Source organism: Flavobacterium sp. 20NA77.7 (assembly GCF_031326205.1).
Taxonomy (GTDB): Bacteria; Bacteroidota; Bacteroidia; order Flavobacteriales; family Flavobacteriaceae; genus Flavobacterium; species Flavobacterium nakdongensis.
In genome coordinates, this window is the sequence record NZ_CP133721.1 from 844,085 (window position 1) to 863,508 (window position 19,424).

General features: G+C 31.7%; 21 protein-coding genes, 3 tRNA genes and 1 riboswitch. Of the genes, 7 read left to right on the forward strand and 17 right to left on the reverse strand.

All coding sequences use genetic code 11. The annotated features are described in order from the left end of the window. Nucleotides 1-44: 44 nt before the first annotated feature. The 5 genes from RF683_RS03645 to RF683_RS03665 all read right to left on the reverse strand — a co-directional run bounded on the left by RF683_RS03645 (nt 45) and on the right by RF683_RS03665 (nt 4,951). Nucleotides 45-587: an acyl-CoA thioesterase gene (locus tag RF683_RS03645; RefSeq protein ID WP_309532846.1), complete on the reverse strand. Its 543-nt coding sequence runs from the start codon at nt 585-587 to the stop codon at nt 45-47. After that, nucleotides 588-1,928 carry a DNA recombination protein RmuC gene (gene rmuC, locus RF683_RS03650; RefSeq protein WP_309532847.1) on the reverse strand — a complete coding sequence of 447 codons (1,341 nt, stop codon included), beginning with the start codon at nt 1,926-1,928 and terminating at the stop codon, nt 588-590. A 66-nt stretch (nt 1,929-1,994) separates the two neighbouring features. Then, complete coding sequence (locus RF683_RS03655; protein WP_309532848.1) at nt 1,995-2,780, reverse strand: ABC transporter ATP-binding protein; 786 nt, start codon at nt 2,778-2,780, stop codon at nt 1,995-1,997. A 9-nt stretch (nt 2,781-2,789) separates the two neighbouring features. Further along, nucleotides 2,790-3,815 (reverse strand): iron ABC transporter permease, encoded by a 1,026-nt coding sequence (locus tag RF683_RS03660; RefSeq protein WP_309532849.1) that lies wholly within the window; start codon nt 3,813-3,815, stop codon nt 2,790-2,792. A gap of 2 nt (nt 3,816-3,817) precedes the next feature. Further along, on the reverse strand, nt 3,818-4,951 hold the full coding sequence (locus RF683_RS03665) for an ABC transporter substrate-binding protein (RefSeq protein WP_309532850.1): 1,134 nt from the start codon (nt 4,949-4,951) through the stop codon (nt 3,818-3,820). 81 nt (nt 4,952-5,032) lie between these two features. Next, a riboswitch (cobalamin riboswitch) is annotated at nt 5,033-5,275 on the forward strand. 76 nt (nt 5,276-5,351) lie between these two features. Between RF683_RS03665 and RF683_RS03670 the strand changes: the two genes are divergently transcribed. From RF683_RS03670 to RF683_RS03680, 3 genes are all read left to right on the forward strand, one after another. Next, the gene (locus tag RF683_RS03670; protein ID WP_309532851.1) at nt 5,352-7,283 is read left to right on the forward strand and encodes a TonB-dependent receptor plug domain-containing protein; all 1,932 of its coding nucleotides are present in this window, start codon (nt 5,352-5,354) and stop codon (nt 7,281-7,283) included. A gap of 150 nt (nt 7,284-7,433) precedes the next feature. Beyond that, the gene (locus tag RF683_RS03675) at nt 7,434-7,955 is read left to right on the forward strand and encodes a DUF4252 domain-containing protein (protein ID WP_309532852.1); all 522 of its coding nucleotides are present in this window, start codon (nt 7,434-7,436) and stop codon (nt 7,953-7,955) included. Nucleotide 7,956: 1 nt separating this feature from the next. Next, nucleotides 7,957-8,508, forward strand: coding sequence for a DUF4252 domain-containing protein (locus RF683_RS03680; protein WP_309532853.1), 552 nt, complete (start codon nt 7,957-7,959; stop codon nt 8,506-8,508). Between the two features lie 209 nt (nt 8,509-8,717). Here RF683_RS03680 and RF683_RS03685 read toward each other — a convergent pair whose 3' ends face one another. The 8 genes from RF683_RS03685 to RF683_RS03720 all read right to left on the reverse strand — a co-directional run bounded on the left by RF683_RS03685 (nt 8,718) and on the right by RF683_RS03720 (nt 13,538). After that, nucleotides 8,718-9,296 carry a hypothetical protein gene (locus RF683_RS03685; RefSeq protein ID WP_309532854.1) on the reverse strand — a complete coding sequence of 193 codons (579 nt, stop codon included), beginning with the start codon at nt 9,294-9,296 and terminating at the stop codon, nt 8,718-8,720. 172 nt (nt 9,297-9,468) lie between these two features. Further along, entirely contained in the window at nt 9,469-9,915 is a 447-nt protein-coding gene (locus RF683_RS03690; RefSeq protein ID WP_298657270.1) for a sterol desaturase family protein, read from the reverse strand. Between the two features lie 12 nt (nt 9,916-9,927). After that, complete coding sequence (locus RF683_RS03695) at nt 9,928-10,767, reverse strand: phytoene/squalene synthase family protein (RefSeq protein ID WP_309532855.1); 840 nt, start codon at nt 10,765-10,767, stop codon at nt 9,928-9,930. Next, the gene (locus RF683_RS03700; protein WP_309532856.1) at nt 10,768-12,228 is read right to left on the reverse strand and encodes a phytoene desaturase family protein; all 1,461 of its coding nucleotides are present in this window, start codon (nt 12,226-12,228) and stop codon (nt 10,768-10,770) included. It abuts the gene before it with no gap. Between the two features lie 16 nt (nt 12,229-12,244). Continuing rightward, nucleotides 12,245-13,141, reverse strand: a complete 897-nt coding sequence (locus RF683_RS03705) for a MerR family transcriptional regulator (RefSeq protein WP_309532857.1) — start codon at nt 13,139-13,141, stop codon at nt 12,245-12,247. A 99-nt stretch (nt 13,142-13,240) separates the two neighbouring features. Then, nucleotides 13,241-13,322: transfer RNA gene (locus RF683_RS03710), tRNA-Leu, on the reverse strand. 41 nt (nt 13,323-13,363) lie between these two features. Beyond that, nucleotides 13,364-13,436: transfer RNA gene (locus RF683_RS03715), tRNA-Lys, on the reverse strand. A 29-nt stretch (nt 13,437-13,465) separates the two neighbouring features. Further along, nucleotides 13,466-13,538 (reverse strand) — tRNA-Lys (locus RF683_RS03720). Nucleotides 13,539-13,725: 187 nt separating this feature from the next. Here RF683_RS03720 and RF683_RS03725 point away from each other — a divergent pair. Then, nucleotides 13,726-14,241 (forward strand): shikimate kinase, encoded by a 516-nt coding sequence (locus tag RF683_RS03725; RefSeq protein ID WP_309532858.1) that lies wholly within the window; start codon nt 13,726-13,728, stop codon nt 14,239-14,241. Here the strand turns inward: RF683_RS03725 and RF683_RS03730 are convergent. Genes RF683_RS03730 through RF683_RS03740 form a run of 3 tightly spaced genes read right to left on the reverse strand, consistent with a single transcriptional unit; the run spans nt 14,233 to nt 15,686 of the window. Continuing rightward, nucleotides 14,233-14,730 carry a phosphoribosyltransferase family protein gene (locus RF683_RS03730; RefSeq protein WP_309532859.1) on the reverse strand — a complete coding sequence of 166 codons (498 nt, stop codon included), beginning with the start codon at nt 14,728-14,730 and terminating at the stop codon, nt 14,233-14,235. The genes RF683_RS03725 and RF683_RS03730 overlap by 9 nt on opposite strands. A 7-nt stretch (nt 14,731-14,737) precedes the next feature. Continuing rightward, nucleotides 14,738-15,319 carry a methyltransferase domain-containing protein gene (locus tag RF683_RS03735; RefSeq protein WP_309532860.1) on the reverse strand — a complete coding sequence of 194 codons (582 nt, stop codon included), beginning with the start codon at nt 15,317-15,319 and terminating at the stop codon, nt 14,738-14,740. Beyond that, nucleotides 15,303-15,686, reverse strand: coding sequence for an RNA-binding S4 domain-containing protein (locus RF683_RS03740; RefSeq protein WP_309533146.1), 384 nt, complete (start codon nt 15,684-15,686; stop codon nt 15,303-15,305). Before RF683_RS03740 ends, RF683_RS03735 begins: the two co-directional genes overlap by 17 nt. 87 nt (nt 15,687-15,773) lie before the next feature. On the opposite strand from RF683_RS03740, the gene RF683_RS03745 reads away from it, so the two are divergent. The 3 genes from RF683_RS03745 to RF683_RS03755 all read left to right on the forward strand — a co-directional run bounded on the left by RF683_RS03745 (nt 15,774) and on the right by RF683_RS03755 (nt 18,681). Next, on the forward strand, nt 15,774-16,667 hold the full coding sequence (locus tag RF683_RS03745; RefSeq protein ID WP_309532861.1) for an FKBP-type peptidyl-prolyl cis-trans isomerase: 894 nt from the start codon (nt 15,774-15,776) through the stop codon (nt 16,665-16,667). Nucleotides 16,668-16,750: 83 nt separating this feature from the next. Further along, nucleotides 16,751-17,566 carry a 2,3,4,5-tetrahydropyridine-2,6-dicarboxylate N-succinyltransferase gene (locus RF683_RS03750; RefSeq protein WP_309532862.1) on the forward strand — a complete coding sequence of 272 codons (816 nt, stop codon included), beginning with the start codon at nt 16,751-16,753 and terminating at the stop codon, nt 17,564-17,566. After that, a complete protein-coding gene (locus RF683_RS03755; protein WP_309532863.1) occupies nt 17,566-18,681 on the forward strand; it encodes a glycosyltransferase family 4 protein in 1,116 nt (371 codons plus the stop codon). Before RF683_RS03750 ends, RF683_RS03755 begins: the two co-directional genes overlap by 1 nt. Here RF683_RS03755 and RF683_RS03760 read toward each other — a convergent pair. Continuing rightward, on the reverse strand, nt 18,663-19,418 hold the full coding sequence (locus RF683_RS03760) for a glycosyltransferase family 2 protein (RefSeq protein ID WP_309532864.1): 756 nt from the start codon (nt 19,416-19,418) through the stop codon (nt 18,663-18,665). The two genes, RF683_RS03755 and RF683_RS03760, sit on opposite strands and share 19 nt — an antisense overlap. Between the last annotated feature and the right edge of the window lie 6 nt (nt 19,419-19,424).

The following is a 19,424-nucleotide window of genomic DNA, read 5'->3' on the forward strand; positions in this document are numbered from 1 at the left end:
AACTAAAAAAATGTTAAAAAATTAACTAAATATAAAAAAAGCTGTTACAATGCTAGGATTACATTATAATTTTTTAAATTTTCAATTGCCTGAGGAGAGCTGTAGTCAAGTATTTTTTCCTGATCTTGTAACTTTTTTTTTTGATTTACACGCTCTACACCTTCATAAAAACGTCTAACTTCTTGAAGATTTGATAGAATTAATTTTGGAACGGCTACATTATTCCCTTTATCGTCTTTGGCTACCATGGTGAAGTAACTCGAGTTTGTATGTTTCTCTTTTCCTGTTTGAATGTTTTGAGATGTTACTCTAATTCCAACAATCATTGAAGTCTGACCCACATAATTAACAGAAGCTTTTAACGTTACTAATTCACCTATTTCTACAGGATTTAAAAAATTCACAGTATCTACCGAAGCGGTTACACAATAACACCCCGAATATTTGGATGCACAGGCAAAAGCAATTTGATCCATTAAACTCAATAAATAGCCGCCGTGTATTTTTCCACTAAAATTTGAATGTGAGGGCAACATTAATTGACTCATCGTTATTTTTGATGCTGCGACTGTGTTTGTATATTCCATTTATTCTTCGTTTAGAAGTTCTTGTTCGTTTTGTGCGCGTTTTAAGATAGTATCTGGCAAATTTTTCTTAGCCTTTGCACCCATTTTTTTGAGTCGTTCTACACTAGTAATTAAATTGCCTTTTCCTTCGGTAAGTTTGTTCATAGCATTGCTGTATTCCACTTTGGCTTCATCCATTTTTTTGCCAATTTTTATCAAATCACCAATAAAACCTTCAAATTTATCGTATAATGCACCTGCTTGACGTGCTATTTCTAAAGCGTTTTCTTGTTGTTTCTGATTGGTCCACATGCTGTCTATAGTTCGTAATGTGGCTAATAGTGTGGAAGGCGTAACAATTACAATGTTTTTTTCAAAAGCTTTATTGTAAAGCGAAGTATCTTCATTTAAAGCAATAGCAAAAGCCGATTCTATAGGAATAAAAAGTAATACAAAATCTGGGCTTTCCATTTTGTATAAGTCTTGGTAATTTTTAGTACTCAGTTGTTCTACGTGTCTGTTTATCGATATAATATGTTCTTTTAAATAAGAAGCTTTTTGTGTACTATCTTCTTCATTAATATAGCGTTCATAAGCGGTAAGAGTCACTTTAGAGTCTACAATCATTTTTTTACCATCAGGTAGATTGATAATGACATCGGGAAATACTCTTGTTCCTTCGTCAGACGTGTGACTTTGTTGCACAAAATATTCTCTGTCTTTTTCTAAGCCTGATTTTTCTAAAACGCGTTCTAAAATCAATTCACCCCAGTTTCCTTGCATTTTGCTATCGCCTTTTAATGCTTTAGTTAAATTAATGGTTTCTTTACTCATTTGTTCGTTCATCTCTTTCAAACCTGTAATTTGTTGACGTAAAGCCGCGTGATAATCGATACTTTCTTTATGTGTGTCTTCTACCTTTTTTTCAAAATGTTGAATTTTTTCTTGAAGAGGAGATAATATGTTTTTTAAATTTTCTTTGTTTTGTTCTGTAAATTTAGAAGTCTTTTCCTCTAAAATTTTGTTGGCCAAATTTTCAAATTCTTTCGTGAATTTTTCTTGTAGTTCATTAAGTTCTTGCTTTTGTTCTTTTGTGCGTTCCAACAAATTGTCAAAATCATTTTCTTTTTTAGCTAATAAAATAGCCAACTCTTCTTTATCTGACTGCAGTTTTGTCGCGTGTTCACTCTTTTTTTCTAAGGTAAGTTTAAGTTCTGCAAGTTGGTTGTTTTGAACAGATAATTGTGTCTCAAGACTTTGAATTGAAGCTTGATTTTGTGTTTTTTGAATACTTTTACCTAGGAAAAAACCAACAAGTAGCGAAATAAAAATGGCTGCGATTAAAATAAGAGAAGTTGTCATAGTATATAAATTTGAATCGTAAATTTAAGGAATAAATTGTATTAAAAAAATCCAAATTATAAATTATTACTTAACTATAAATTTTCCGTATTGTTTGTTGAATTCAATGGAACTATCATTAAAAAGTTGGTCAAAAACGCCTTGTTCTATTAGATTGCAGGGCAAGTCTTGATACGTCTTACTGCTTGTCATTACAATCATTTCATCGCTTAATTGAATAGCTAAGTCGATATCGTGTGTAGAAAACAGAATACATTTATTGGTTTCGTGTGCTAATTTCTGTAACAAACGAAATACGCTAACTTTATGCAAGAGGTCTAAATGTGTAGTAGGTTCGTCTAAAATAATAATAGGCGTGTCTTGCGCTAGCGCTCTTGCTATTAATACTTTTTGAAGTTGCCCGTCGCTAATTTCAATATGCTTTTTATGAATTAAATGTTCAATTTCGGTCATTTCAATAGCTTTGTTTATTTGAAAATAGTCTTCTTCTGTTAAGGTGCCAATCCAATTTGTGTAAGGTTGTCTGCCTAGCGCAATCAGCTCCCATACAGTTAAGTTGCTAGCTGTGATTTTATCTGTTAAAACAATACTTATATTTTTAGACAAGTAATTGAATTCCAATTTTTTTAATTCTTTTTCATGAAGTAAAACTTTACCTTTTAAAGGCGGTTGAATTCCTGTCAATGTGCGTAGTAAAGTGGATTTTCCAATACCGTTTTCTCCAATTAAAGTAACCAATTTTCCTTCGGTCAAATTTAAATGTAAACCTGATGCAATGTTTTTTTTTTCTTTCTTTGAAGTAAAACCAATTTCTAAATCTATGGTTTCTAGTATGTATTTTTTTTGTTCCATAATCTACGCCTAAAATCCCTTTTTTCTAATTAATAGCCAAATTACCATAGGTGCACCAACAATTGATGTGATAGCATTTATGGGTAACGTAAAATTTTGCCCAGGCATTTGAGAAACAACATCGCAAAAAAGCATGATAGAGCTACCTATTAGTATTGTAGCAAGGTACAACACTTTGTGATTACTAGTTTGAAAATAGAGTTTTGCAATATGAGGTACAGCTAATCCAACAAAGGCTATAGGACCTACAAATGCAGTAATACTACCTGCTAAAATTCCTGTAGCTAAGAAAATAATTGTGCGCTCTTTTTTGATGTTAACCCCTAAACTCTGTGCGTAATTTTCCCCTAGTAAAAGCGCATCAAGTGCTTTTATGGCTCGTATGCTTAAAACTAATCCCAATCCAACAGAAAGACTTAAAAGCATGATTTGACTCCACGATAAATTTCCTATGCTGCCCAATGACCAAAAGGTATAGCGCTGTAATTGTTCGGCTGTACTAAAATAAGTAAGTACGCTAACTAATGCGCCTGTAAAACTACTAAACATGAGTCCAATAATTAAAACCGACATGGTATCTTTAAGTTTTTTTGCAGCTATAAAAATTAGAAATAAGACTAATAAGCTCCCCAAGCATGAAGCAACTACTAAGCTTCCACTAGAAACTAATGCCTCCGAAAAAAGTGGAGGAAGGAATCCTGCACCTAATAGAACAAGCGCCACGCCCAAACTTGATCCCGAACTAAGTCCTAATACATAAGGACCCGCAAGGGGGTTTCTAAATAGGGTTTGCATCATAAGTCCAGAAATTGACAAGCCTGCTCCCACAAGCAATGCAGTTATAGCTTTGGGCAACCTAAAATTCAAAATGATAAATTCCCAGGTGTCTTTTACATCAGCCGTAGTACCTATAAGGGTTTTGTAAATAGCTTGTAAGGGAATTGTAACTTGCCCCAAACTAATATTAATAAGCAAAAGCACCACGAGTACTAGGGTTAATACTATGAATTTTGGGGTATGTTTTTTAGCTTCCAATTTTAATTTAACTTTTGAAAAAAATATAAGGTATGATTAGGTAACAAGTCTGGATGTAAAATTTTCACTAAATCTTTCAATACGATGTCGGGTCTGTTAGGAGCCAATTCATAGTAAATAACTCCACCTGTTTTTCCTTTTTTGGCACTAAATGTATAAATGTTTTTTGTTTTATACGCTTTAAATTTAGTATAATTTTCAGAAGCTTTTGCTAAATCAGCTAACGATGTAAATTGGCCTGGACCAATCCAAAAATCAGCATTCAGTCCTTTTTCAATTACTTCTTCAAAGCTTAAGGCTAAACTTCCTGTCCCTTTTGTTTGTTGCAATAAATAATTTCCTCCTGCATTGGCTAAAAATTGCGCACCCCAACTTTCGCCTTGTGGCAAATACCATTTATCTTCATATAAGGCTCCTGCTAAAATGCTAGGTTTTTGAGCACTATTTTTAACTAAAGAAAGGGTAGTGGTATACTCGTGTTCAATGTTTTTAAATAGTGAATTTGCCAAAGTTTGTTTGTCGAATAAAGCACCAAAAAGTTTAATCCACTCTGCCTTACCTAATGGAGACTGTTCATTCCAATCACCATTTAAAACAACTTTAAGCCCGCTTTTTTGAAGATTATCTAACGTGGGATTCGAGTTGTCTATTCCATAACCTATAATTACTTCAGGTTGCATATCAATAAGTGCTTCCGTATTAAGGGATTGATTAGAACCTAGTTCTTTTATTTTTTTTTCTTCTATTCTTGCTCTAACTTTTTCTGAAGAAATGTAATTTAAATTTGGAAAACCTATTAATTTCTCGGTTACATCTAACATTTCAAGAGAAGGAATATGTGTAGTAGAAGTCACCACAATATTCTTTATAGGTATTTGAATGTGTTGAAATTGTTTTAAGCTATCGGGAATAATGCTATTTTTTTTATGTAATACATACGTAAATGTCTTGTTTGAATTAGGCCAAGGGTTAGAAACCGTTACTATTGAAAAGTCGTCATAATTTTTTAATGAAAATCCTGTAGCGTGTTTTACCTCGTTTGTTGTGCTGTTTTTCTTAATTGGCGGCTTGCTATTTTGGCACCCCATAAAAGAAAAGAGTAGTATTGAAAGCAATAGGTTGATAAACAGTTTCATGACAAGAATTTATTTATGCAAATGTAAAACTTAACTTTAGTAAATGGGAATTTTTTGTTTTTTAATTTAAAAATTAGCGTACTTTTGTTCATGAATTGTGGTTCGGAGTTTGTTTTTTCAAACTTTGATTAAAAGGGAATCAGGTGTAATACCTGAGCTGTACCCGCAACTGTAAGCTATAACGCTTGTTATTATCTACAAAACCACTGTTGTTAATTTAGAATTCTGAATTTAGAAAATGTCTAATTTCTAGTTTCTAACTTTCGATGGGAAGGTCAATAACAAGACGCAAGCCAGGAGACCTGCCTCATTCGTTGCATACAAACTTTCGGGAAAAAAGGTTTGAGTATGGGTAAATTCTATACTTTTCTCCCATTTTTTTAATTTTTAAACTAAAAAAATGAACAAAAAACAAGTACGATTAACAGCGTTATTTGCGTTGGTAACAGGTGTTGCTATTGCGCAAGAACAACCATCAATCGCTATTGATGAAATTGTTGTGTCAGACACAAAATTTGCACAACCCAAAGAAAAATCCGGTAAAATTATTGAAGTGCTTTCGGCAAAAGACTTGGAAGCCAAAAAAGGACAAAATTTAGCCGCTGTGTTGAGTCAACTCGCAGGTGTCGAAATTAATGGAAATCAATCCTTTGGAGGAAAAAATCTAGGGTATTACATTCGAGGAGGGCGCAACCGTCAAACTGCAATTTATATTGATGGGGTTCCCGTAACCGATGCGTCAGGAATTAATTTAGAATATGATCTTCGTTTGATTCCAGTCGAGCAAATTGAAAAAATTGAAGTTATGAAAGGTGCTTCTAGTACATTATATGGTACAGGTGCGGCAACAGGAGTTATCAACATTACATTGAAAAAGGCTTCACAGACTAGTTTTGCGGGTAATGCCTATGTAAATTTAGGAACACAAAACACGTCCGAAACATCAAAAATAAGCGCACAAGATATGAGTCAAGGGTTTTCAATTAATGGTACAGCTCATAAAATTTCTTATTTAACTACACTTAACCGATTGGAAACAAAAGGAATGTCTGAAGCCGCAGGAGAAAATTTTGAAGAAGATATGTTTTCTCGTGTCAATGTGCTACAAAAAATAGGGTATAAAATAAATAATCGTTTACAACTTGAATTTTTTGGCAATTATGACCGTATCAAAAATACGTTTGATAATTCTTTTGATGGTACGATTGCACATTCAGATGATATTAATAACGCTAGTTTGTCAGAGCAGTTTAGAGTTGGTTTTTTACCCCGATACAAATACACGAATGGCGAATTTATCATTCATGCTGGGGCGTCTACTATAGATAGAACGGTAGCTATGTCTAATTCTTGGTCAGGCGGTATTGATAGTTTTATATATGCAGGCAGAACAGCTTCTATTGATGCTTACAATACCTATACACTGAATAAAAAATGGCACTTCGTAGTAGGAACGCAATATCAATATTTTGATATGTCGCAAAAAGACACTTATACAGATGTTTCTAGAGAAGGAGCCAAGTTTACCTTAGTCGATCCGTATGCTACGGTTGTGTTTAATTCAGATTTTGGTCTGAATTTGAATGTAGGTTCACGCTTAAATACGCATAGTGCCTATGGCAATCAAGTAGTTTATAACGTAAATCCTAGTTTTAGGTTTAAAAACATTCCTTTAAAGTTGTTAACTTCTTACAGTACTGCTTTTATTACGCCAAGTTTATATCAATTATACGGACCGTATGGCAATATAGCTTTAACACCTGAAAAAAACGCAACGGCTGAGGTAGGTTTTGAATCGTATTTTTTATCTAAAAAGTTACAAATTAATGCAGTAGGATTTTATAGAGATGAGCAAAATACAATTGGATTTTACTATAATCCAACGACCTTTCAATCTTCTTACATTAATATCGAGGGAAACTATAATGCAAAAGGTGTTGAAATAACTGCACGCTATCCATTATCAAAAAAAATAACCATACAAGGGAATTATACATTTAATCAGGTTCAAAAGCCTTTGAATAGATTAATTCCAAAACATAAAGCAAATGTGGATGTGAAATATGTGTTTGAAAAAGGAGCACTTAATTTGCAATATCAATTTGTAGACAAGCGTGAAGACATGTATTATGATGCTGCGATTTGGACTTCTCAAAACGTTAGTTTGGCAGCTTACCAATTGGTAAATGCCACTTATTCCTATGATTTATTGCCTAATCGCTTACAAGTATTTGCGGCAGTTACGAATCTGTTAAATGCAAATTTTCAAGAAGTAATTGGTTACAATACAAGAGGTAGAAATTTTAAAATAGGCTTAACCGTTTTGTTTTAATAATTGGTAATGCGTTAATTTGGATTAGGTTTTGGTGTGTGTTTGCCAAAACCTTTTCTTTTTGTAACAAATTAATTTTTTTGTAGTCTTATAGTTTGGAATAGATTTTGATTTACGATAGTTAAAACAAATAAATAAATTTTACATAATATGAAAAAAATAATCTTATTACTCGCGATGTTTGTTTCGTCATTGATGGTGGGGCAAAACGAATTTGAAAAGTTTGAATCAAAAGAAGGTGTTGAAAGCATCATTGTTACTCAAAAAATGTTTGATTTGATGAGTAAAGTAAAAGTAGATGCTAAAGATAAAGAAGCACAACAGTACTTGAATTTATTGAAAAAACTTGACAATTTAGCGGCTTATTATACGTCAAATTCAAAATTAGGAGGTGAATTAAATTCATCTGTAACCACTTATTTAAAAAATAATTCATTAGACTTAATTTCAACAACTACACAAGAAGGTAATGCTGTTAAGGTTTATGGTAAATCTGACGCAAATCAAGCAAATGTAAAAGAATTATTAGTTGTAGTAAATGGGGATTTTAAAGGTATTAAAACATCTGTATTGTCTGTAAAAGGTGATTTCCCTATAAGTGATATTGCCATGCTTGTGAAAAAGCTAAACATTCCTGTTGCCGATGTATTAAGTAAATTGGGTGCCAAGTAACATGAAGAATTTTTTTATTTTACTTTTAGTACTAGGCTTAACGAGCTGCGAAGAGAAAACTTCGTTGCAAAAGTATTTTGTTAAAAGCGCTGAGAATAAAAATTTTATTGCGGTAGATGTATCTTCATCGCTATTTAATATTGATACTAAAAAATTAACTCCTTCAGAAAAGGAAGCCTTAGCCTCTTTTGATAAAGTAAATGTAATAGCATTTAAAAAAGATGGTAAAAACAACGCGGCATACCACAAGGAAATGCAAGAAGTAAAAACATTACTAAAAGATACGGTTTTTCAACCCTTGATTAAGCTAAATGGGAAAGGTAAAAACGCTTCTATCATGGTTGTTGATAATGCGGGTACTATAGATGAGCTGGTCTTGTTTGGTAATAAAAACGATTTAGGTTTTACCGTAGTACGTGTGCTAGGAAACGATATGAAACCCGAAAACGCTATGGAATTTTTGAAGCTCTTACAAAAGTCATCTATTAATATAGAGCAATTACAACCTGTTTTAAATATCGTTGCAACTAAAAAGGAAACAAAACAAAAGTAGTTTTTGAATTGTAAAGCTTATCTAATGATAGGCTTTTTTGTTTTAAAAAAATCGATTATTAGCTATTCAAATTTTACTGTATTAAAAAAAACAAACTGCCTTTAAATCTTCTGAAAATTGGGGATAAGAGAGGTTGAGTTTTATGTTTTTTTGGAAATTTTTTAATAAAATGTGAGGTTGTTTAACAGTTATAGCTGTTGGATGTTCATTTAAATTATTATAGTCCCTTTTTTGATAAATGTTATTTCAGCGTTTTCTATAAATTCTGTTAGATTTGTTTTTTCGTTCGCTTTCATATTCTGTAATTCAAAATACCATTCAGTTGGATTCGCCATTCCTTTTCTGTATATCCAAATTAAGAATCGTTTAGTTTGGTAATTTGGATTAAGTAATTTTAGTTCATCAAAATTTCCAATAGTTAAAGAATCCGTTCTAGTCATATTATAAAAAATTCTTTCATTTTCTGTCATTTTTTCCAATTCAATTTTCGTCTTTACTTCGGCAATTTGGGTTCCAGTTACAATATTTGGATAAAAAATTCCCTTTGTAAAGATTAGTTTAAATTCATTTTTTAAGTCTGGAATAATTAAAGTTTTTTCATCATATTTAATTGTTGTTTCATTTTCGATTGTTATTTTTCCGCCAAACTTTTCATAAGTTGTTTTTAAATACTCTTTTTCAAAAACATTTTTTGCAAATTGATATTTAGTTTGGTTAAGGTTTTCACTTTGACTAAACATAGTTCCAAACGAGAACAATACAATAATAAAATTCAGTATTTTTTTCATGTTTTCTTTCTTTTTTAGTTCTCTGGATAAATAACGTCTAATTTGATTATATGCACATGTTTCGTGTCCAAACGATTATAATTAGTTGTAAATATATTAAATTTTATAAACTAAAAATGCCTGCTCCATAAAGTGAAACAGGCACGTTTTATTTTTACAATAAGGTTATATGTTATGCGTTTTTATAATGTTTCCATGGAAATAGTAACATCCCAAAACATTCGCCATCTTCTTTGCCAATGTGTTTGTGGTGCATTTTGTGCGCGCGTCTTAAGGCACGTGCATATTTATGATTAGCATTTCTAAACAATTTAAATCGCTGATGAATGAAAATGTCGTGCACCATAAAATAGGTAAAACCATATGCGAAAATACCTAATCCAATGGCTAAACCTATTTCTAAAATATTATTTTGCCAAAGTAAGAAAAATATAATGCTCACAACGGCATAAAAAATAAAAAAAGCATCATTTCGTTCAAACCAAGAATCGTGGTCTTTTTTATGATGATCGGCGTGTAATACCCATAAAAATCCATGCATAATGAATTTATGCGTAAACCAAGCCATAAATTCCATCATAAAAAAAGTTGCAAAAAAGACAGCAATATATATCCACATAGTTAGTTAATTTTAAAGCAAATTTAATCTAAATTTCACATAACATCTCGCAAGAAGCTCCACTTTTTGATAATCAGGAACTCTAATACGTGTATTTTTAATTTCGGTAGAAGGTGTCGCTTTTAATCTTTTTAGTAAGCGTTTGTAATATCTGTAAGCGGTATAAACACCAAATCGCGCTTCGATAGGCAGTTCTTTAATAGCTTCATAAGCGGCATTAAAATCAGCTTCAATGTCGTCTATGATTTCTTTTTTAGAAAATTCGTCTAAATGAGTAACATTTGTATTAGGAAAATAACTTCTATTTAATTCCTCAAAATCGGCTTTTAAATCGCGTAAAAAATTAACTTTTTGAAATGCCGAACCTAATCGCATGGCACCATCTTTCAGTTCGTTATATTTGTTTTCGTCACCATTTACAAAAACTTTTAAACACATAAGCCCTACTACATCGGCACTTCCATAAATGTATTCTTGGTATTCCTCTCTAGTATTATAGATTTCTTGATGTAAATCTTGACGCATACTTTTCATAAAAGCTGCAATTAATTCATAAGGAATATTGTATTTATTTACTGTGTTTTGGAACGAGTTTAAAATAGGATTAAGGCTTATTTTTGTAGTAATAGCTTCGTTTAAATCGACTTCAAACTTATCTAATAAAACTTGTTTGTCATAGCCATGAAAACTATCAACGATTTCGTCTGCAAAACGCACAAATCCGTAAATATTATAAATGTCTTGTCTTATTGAAGGACCAAGCATTTTTACAGCAGATGAAAAAGAAGTGCTGTATGCTTTTGTTACGTTTACACTACAGGTAAAAGAAACGGTGTCAAATAATGCTTTCATTTATTCGTATTTTTTGATAAGGTTAGCAACTAATTTTCCTGAAATTAATGACGGCGGAACACCAGGTCCAGGCACAGTTAATTGTCCGGTGAAATATAAATTTTGCACTTTTGAGCTTTTTAATTTTGGTCTTAAAAATGCGGTTTGTAATAGAGTGTTCGCCAATCCGTATGCATTACCTTTATAAGAATTGTATTGTTCTTTAAAATCATTGACACAGAAAGATTCTTTAAAGATAATATTATTTCTTACATTTTGATTAGTAATGTGTTCAAATCTTGAAATTATTTTTTCAAAGTACAATTCTCTTAACTCAGGAGTGTCTTCTAAATCTGTGGCTAATGGAATTAAAAATATAGCCGCTTCTTTTCCTTCAGGTGCCACATGTTCATCTGTTATGGAGGGAAAACTGGCGTAAAAAAGAGGTTCGTTTGGCCATTTTGGCGTATCATATATTTCTTTAGCGTGTAATTCAAAGTCGGTGTCAAAAAATAATGTGTGATGTGCTACATTTTTCATTTTTTTATCAAAACCAACATAAAATAATAGGGAAGAAGGGGCAAATGTTTTTTTGTCCCAATAGGCTTCAGAATATTGTCGTTGATTTTCAGGTAATAAAGTTTCGGTAAAGTGATAATCTGCACCAGACACTATGATGTCTGCAAATCTTCGTTCACCATTTACTTGTAAACCAATAGCAAATCCATCTTCACTAAGTATTTTTTCTACATTTTGATTGGTTTCAATTTTTACACCTAATTCTAGCGCTAATTTTCCAATACCTTCAATAACACTATACATGCCGTTTTTTGGATGCCAAGTACCTAGCCCAAAATCGGCATAATTCATAAAGCTATAAAAAGAAGGAGTATTGCTTGGTTTTGCACCTAAAAATAATACTGGAAATTCTAAGGCTTGAACAAGTTTTTTGTTTTTAAATTTTTTGCGAACGTCTTTTGAAATGGTACTAAAAAATTGATTTACGCGTTTGGCTGTTTCCAGTGTAATTAATTCGGTAATTGATTCTCCGGGTCTGTACACTAAATCTTTGATGGCTATATCATAATTTGACTTGGCCGTTGCCATAAATTTTTCTAATTTTTTTCCAGCACCTTTTTCAATTTGCTCAAATGTGGTAATGATTTCATTCAAATTATCTGAAATTTCTAAGGCATCGTTTTGATCAAAGAAAATTTTATATCCAGGTGCCAACTTTAATAGCGTGTAATACTCTTCAGGGGTTTTGTTAAAATCAGCAAAAAAACGTTCAAAAACATCGGGCATCCAATACCAAGTCGGACCTATGTCAAAGGTAAAACCATCTTTTTTTAGTTGACGGGCTCTTCCACCAATAGTTTCGTTTTTTTCAAAAACAGTAACATTGTGTCCTGCTTTGGCTAAGTAACAAGCGGCAGCAAGAGATGAAAAACCTGAACCGATGATGTGAATGTTTTTTTTCATTTGTAATTTTTAAAAATTAAATTTCATTTAAAAAATGTGCAATTTCTGGGTATACTTTTATTTTAGCATCTGAAAAGTTTGTTAAATATTCTGTTCTACGTCCAAAAACTAATAATTCGTTTTTCTCATTAGTTAATGCCTTAGCCTTGAACTCTTTTAAATAATCAATTATATTATCTTCCTCGGGCGTTACAGTTAGATACGTTACAAATGTAACTGATTTAAAATGGTTGTTTAATTCTGCAACATCTTCTATGGGTAAACTTCTACCAAGATAAATTACGTGATTTCCTCTGGAAACGATTTCATAATGAAGGAATAATAAGCCTAAATCATGAATTTCATTTTCGGGTAAAAATAACACATATACATTTTCAGATGTATCTAAATTATTTGATACATGCTTCTCAATATTTACAAGGATTTTATGTTTTATTAAATAGGAAATGAAGTGTTCGTGAGAAGGTGAAATGGTATTGGTAGTCCATAAAATCCCAATTTCTTCCAATAAAGGAATAAACGTTTCTAGAAAAACAACACCAAAATCTTTTTCACTTAATAACTCATCATAAGTATTGAGAAATAATTGTTGGTCAAAATTTAGCATTGCCATTTTAAAGGCGCTAAGCGCATGGTTGTTTGCTGTTTTTTCATTTTGTACTTTACGTACATAGTTTTCGATTTCTATTGTTGATAATTTTGAAATTCTTGAAATTTTGTATCCAAATTTGGTCAGCAAAACGACATTTAATAATTTTTGAAGATTTTGAATGTCATATAATCGTATGTTTGTATCGGTACGCATAGGCTCTAAAAGATTGTACCTTTTTTCCCAAATGCGAATTGTATGTGCCTTTATTCCAGATAAATTTTCTAAATCTTTAATACTAAATGTAGTTTTAATATTGTTCATCTTTTTTATTCAAAGTTTAAACAAAAATAACAAAAAAAATTGATTAAAGAAGTAAAAGTTAAAATAAATAAAAAAGGTGTGCATTGCACACCTTGAAAGTGACCATGATCAGATTCGAACTGACACGCTTTGCAGCACCACCCCCTCAAGATGGCGAGTCTACCAATTTCTCCACATGGCCTTAAAACAAAAAAAGTTAAGCGATTGCTTAACTTTATTAAGTGACCTGGCTGGGATTCGAACCCAGGACCCCATCATTAAAAGTGATGTGCTCTACCAGCTGAGCTACCAAGTCGTAGCAATGATTGAAATGATTAAAAAAAGTGACCTGGCTGGGATTCGAACCCAGGACCCCATCATTAAAAGTGATGTGCTCTACCAGCTGAGCTACCAAGTCTTTCAATCATTTCCTGATTGCGGGTGCAAATATACTATCTTAAATTTATTTTACAATTATAAATTTTGATTTTTTTTTGAAAAAAATATAATCTATTAATTTTTAGGCTTTTACTCGTATTTGTAATCTAATTTAATTGAAAAACATTAGTTAATTTTAGCTATATTTGACCCTTAATTTATACTTTATGAAGATTGTCTTAGTGGGTTATATGGGTGCGGGAAAAACAGCTATTGGGAAAATTTTGGCTGAAAAAATGAACTTGCCTTTCTTTGATTTAGATCAACTTATTGAAAATGAAGAAAAAAATACTATTGCTGCAATTTTTGACAAAAAAGGAGAATTGTATTTTAGAAAATTAGAGCGAAAGTGCTTAGAAAATTTTTTACAGGTACAGCAAAATTATATTTTAGCATTAGGAGGAGGTACGCCTTGTTACTTTGATAATTTTAAGTTGTATCAAGCAGATGACATTACTTCAATTTATTTGAAAGCTAACCTTACTACTTTGGTTTCGAGACTTTATTTTAATTTACAAAATCGTCCGTTATTGCAAAATTTGGATAAAGAAGCGTTAACAGAATTTGTTGCAAAACATCTATTTGAAAGAAATAGCTATTACAATCAGGTAATTCTTGTTCAACCTACTGATGAAAATTCTATTCAAGAAATAAGTGAAATATTATTCAACCAATTAACTTAAATACACATAAGAATTATTTTCTTCAAACACAACTTGTACATGTTCTTGCAGAGAAGTTGATAAAGAAAGTCCTTTAAAATCAGCTTTGACTGGAAAATTTTTATGGTTGCGATCTATTAATACAGCCGTTTTAAATTTTTTCAAAGGAACGTTTAAAAAATGTCTAATACTATATATTAAAGTGGCGCCAGAATTAAGTACGTCATCAACTAAAACTAAATTTTTATTGGTATATTCTTTTTCCGAAAGACTCGTGATAATAGTTGCTGCAGGATTTTGTTTATTGATTTGAACTTCACAAAGCGTAATTTTTATGTCACTAATTTGCTTAAGCTCTTCGCTAACTTTCTGAGCAAAAAGGAAACCACTATTTGAAATACCTGCAATAACTAGCTCATTTTCATCTGAAAACGTTTCATAGATTTGATAAGCAATTCGTCTTGTTTTATGTACGATTTCTTGGTGAGTTAAAATAATATTATTAGTCATAGTGGTGTTATTTTTTTTCAAAAATAAAAAACAATTCTCTATTTGAACGAGGTTTTATTGAGTTATAACAATTTTCTAATATTTTAATTGTAAAATAGTCATTGAATAAATCAATATATTCCTCTTTTGAACCACCAAAAGGAGGGCCTTCTAGTGTAAGTTCGAAGTTAAAGAGTAAGCCAATTATTTTTCCATTTGGTTTTAGTAATTCTAGCATTTTTGTAACATAGTTTCTTCTTAAAGTAGGATCTAATGCACAAAAAAAAGTTTGTTCAATTATTAAATCGTATTGGCCGTTGTGTTCAAAAAAATCTTGATGAATTAAATGTCTTTTTTCAATTTCATTTCTTTCTAAAATAGTGTCAAGAGGCTTTTGAGCGATATCCATGACATAGGTGTCTTTAAAGCCCTTATTTAGTAAGTAATCAAATTCATATCCATTGCCAGCACCCGGAATGAGAATACTTATATTTTTGTTTGTCAGTTGGTCTATATACGTTTGTAAGGGAGTTGAAACGACGCCAATATCCCACCCGGTTTCGTTTTCCGTATATCTATTTTCCCAATATGATTTATTCAATAGTGTCATTTTCGTCCGTCGTATAATCGTCTAATTCTCTTCTGTCTTTTTTTGTTGGCCTTCCAGTTCCTTTAGCTCTATAAAATTCTTTAGTAAGTTTGAGTAGTTCTAAATGTGCAAATGCTTCTTCAGGAGTTTCATCTTTTCGAAACATATCTACCAATTTAGGCCCCACTCTATTAGAAGGGATATCTAATATAGTGAGTTGATAATTAATTTGGTCTTTTCGAAGTACAATTTTATCTGTTGCATAGACTTCTCTTGAGGCTTTTGCAACTTGCCCATTAACGGACACGTGTCCTTTTTTTATAGCATCCGCAGCTAGTCCTCTAGTTTTAAAATATCTCATACACCATAAATACTTGTCAATTCGCATAGAAATCAAAAATCAATGTTAATATTTATGCAAAAATAAATGAAAATCGTATCTTGCGCCTTAATATTTATAAATAAAATTGTAAAAATGAAATTGAATTACAAGTTTCTTGCATTAGTGCCGCTTTTGTTTTTGTTAGTTGGGTGTCCAAAGGACGATTCAACTACTATAGAAATTAGACCTTTTGCTGAAGTATATGCTGAAGATTTAGCTGAGATTGAGACATTTATGCAAACACATACTATGAGTGTGGACGCAGATTATAATGTAACAGTTACTGAAATTACAGCTACAAATCCAGGAACACCAATTAAAGATAGAACCGATTTGCAGTTTAAAACGATTACCCAAAATGATATTAATTATAAATTATATTATATAAAACTGAGAGAAGGAGTTGGAGAAAATCCCACACGTTTAGATTCAGTGTATAGTTCGTATAAAGGTTTTAAGTCAGATTTAACAGTTTTTGATGCAGCTTCAAATCCAGTCTGGTTTCAGTTAGGCGATGTAATTCAAGGATGGCAAGAAATTTTTCCTGAATTTAAAACAGGTACGTATGTTGCCAATGGAGATGGAACAGTTACCTATAACAACTTTGGAGCAGGAATAGTATTTATTCCTTCTGCGTTGGCGTATTATAGTTCGTCAATAGGTAATATAGGTACATATACGCCACTAATTTTTTCATTTAAATTGATGAGGCAGCGGTATAAAGACCACGATGGCGATAAAATTTATTCTAAAGATGAATACGGTTCTGTTCCAACAAATGTTTCTACTGCATTAGATACTGATGGAGATGGACTACCAGATTATAAAGATTATGATGATGATAATGATGGAAAGTTAACCAAAAAAGAATTATGGGACGCCAACTCGGATGTAGATACAAAAGGTTATTTCATTTTTGCTAATATTAAAGATTGTAATAATGCGTTTTTAGGACCTAAAAGGCATCTCACTACAAATTGTCAATAATTTATAATCCCGATTCATTCGGGATTTTTTTATTAAAATAATTTTCTCATATTTTATATATTTGTCTCGTTAAATAAAAACACATGAATCAATTACAATCTATCATAGAAACAGCATGGGATAATCGTGCTTTATTACAAGAACAAACTACTCAAGATTCCATACGAGAAGTAATAGCTTTATTAGATGCAGGAACGTTAAGAGTTGCTGAGCCTGTAGCAAATGGTTGGCAGGTCAACGAATGGGTAAAAAAAGCAGTGGTAATGTATTTTCCTATTCAAAAAATGGAAACTTGGGAATCAGGTATTTTTGAATATCATGATAAAATGTTATTAAAAACAGGTTATGCTGAAAAAGGAATTCGTGTAGTACCAAATGCCGTTGCACGTTTTGGTGCTTATATTTCTAGTGGCGTTATTTTGATGCCAAGTTATGTAAATATTGGAGCTTATGTTGATGAGGGAACAATGGTTGATACATGGGCAACTGTAGGTAGCTGTGCACAAATTGGAAAACATGTGCATTTATCAGGAGGAGTAGGCATTGGTGGTGTATTAGAACCTTTACAAGCTGCTCCCGTAATTATTGAAGATGGAGCATTTATAGGTTCTAGATGTATTGTAGTGGAAGGTGTTAGAGTAGAAAAAGAAGCTGTTTTAGGTGCAAATGTGGTGTTGACAGGTTCTACTAAAATAATCGATGTAACGGGTAATGAGCCAATAGAATATAAAGGAATTGTACCCGCTCGATCTGTAGTAATTCCAGGGAGTTATACTAAAAAATTTGCAGCAGGTGAGTATCAAGTACCTTGTGCGCTTATTATTGGTAAGAGAAAACCATCTACTGATTTGAAAACATCTCTAAACGATGCCTTGCGAGAATATAATGTAGCCGTATAATGAATATTGGTTTTGAAGCAAAAAGAGTTTTTCATAATAAAACTGGATTAGGAAATTACAGTAGGGATTTAATTCGAATTTTAGCAAAATTCTATCCTGAAAACAACTATTTTCTTTACAATCCAAAAGAGGCATCTCAAACGCTTTTTGTTTCACAATCAACGAATTGTATAGAAAAACTACCACGCACCTCATTTTATCAAAAATTTTATAATTTGTGGCGTCAACGAGGAATTATTGCTGATTTAAAAAAAGACAACACTAGATTATTTCATGGACTTTCAGGAGAATTACCCAGCGGACTTAAAGAAAATGGAATCAAATCGGTTGTTACAATTCATGATTTAATTTTTTTGAGATACCCTCATTTGTATTCTTTTTTTGATCGAAAAATTCATTATTATAAATTTAAAAAAGCAGCTAAACAAGCTGATGTAATTATAGCCATTAGTGAACAAACTAAAATAGATATCATTAATTTTTTAGGAGTTGATGCCTCTAAAATAAAAGTAATTTATCAAGGATGTCATGCCGCATTTAAAGAGATTTATTCAACAGACCAGCGCAATGAAGTAGTAAAAAAATATCAATTACCCGAAAAATTTATCTTAAATGTGGGGACACTTGAAGAACGAAAAAATGCGTTGACTCTCGTAAAAGCAATAAAAGATTTAGATACACAATTAGTATTAGTAGGTAAGGAGACATCCTATTCGTCACAAATACATCATTTTATTAAACAGCATCACTTAGCCGAACGTGTGCATTTTTTAAAAGGATTAACCATACAAGAACTAGCAATAGTATATCAATGTGCTTCCGTTTTTGTGTATCCTTCTATTTTTGAAGGATTTGGTATTCCTATACTTGAAGCATTGTATTCAAAAGTACCTGTAATTACAAATAAGTATGGCGTTTTTCCCGAAGCTGCTGGTCCAAATTCATGCTATATAGAACCTTTTGATGTATCGGATTTACATGCAAAAATTAAACTCATTCTTTTAGACACTAGTTTAGCCAATGAAATGAAAGAAAAAGGCTTTGAATTTGCTCAAAAATTTAATGATGACGCAATAGCCCAAAAACTAATGACTGTTTATAACGATTTGTTGTGATGTAATTCTTTTAAATAGGCATATTTTAGGTAACTGCTAAATGCACTAAACATACTCCACGTAAACCCTTGGTAACCATTTAAAAAATTTCTTTGTAAAAAATAAACTTTAATAAAATCAAACGGAAATTTAAATAAGATTTTTAACAGGCTTGATTTTTTGTTTTTTTCATAGAATAATTCTCCACTAAGTAGCGCATATTTTATTTGCTTTTGAATAGCAATGTCAAAATCAAATACTGTATAATGTAACATTTCATTTTTTAAATAGCCTAATTTGCCATCAACTACAATAGTTTCATGTACTTTATTGGGCGTGAATTTTCCGCATTTTTTATTAAAAAATCGAAGTATAGGTTTTTTATGTTCTGATCCGTATGTAAAAATTGTATTTAAAAAAACATGTGTTCTTGGGATATAATAGCCTTTATATTCATTATCTAAATTCAAATTTTTGATTTCGTCTATTAACTCATCCGAAAGCACTTCATCTGCATCTAAAGAAAGCACCCAATCATTTGCTGTTTGGTCGAGCGCAAATTGTTTTTGTGTGCCAAAATTTTCAAACGCATGCTGTATTACTTTTGCACCAAAAGATTCACAAATAGCTGCCGTATCATCTGTACTGCCCGAATCAATGACAAGTATTTCATCGGCCCATCGTAGTTTTTCTAAGCATTTTGCAATGATTTTTTCTTCGTTATAGGTAATGATTGAGATGGATATTTTTTTCTTCATTTCTAG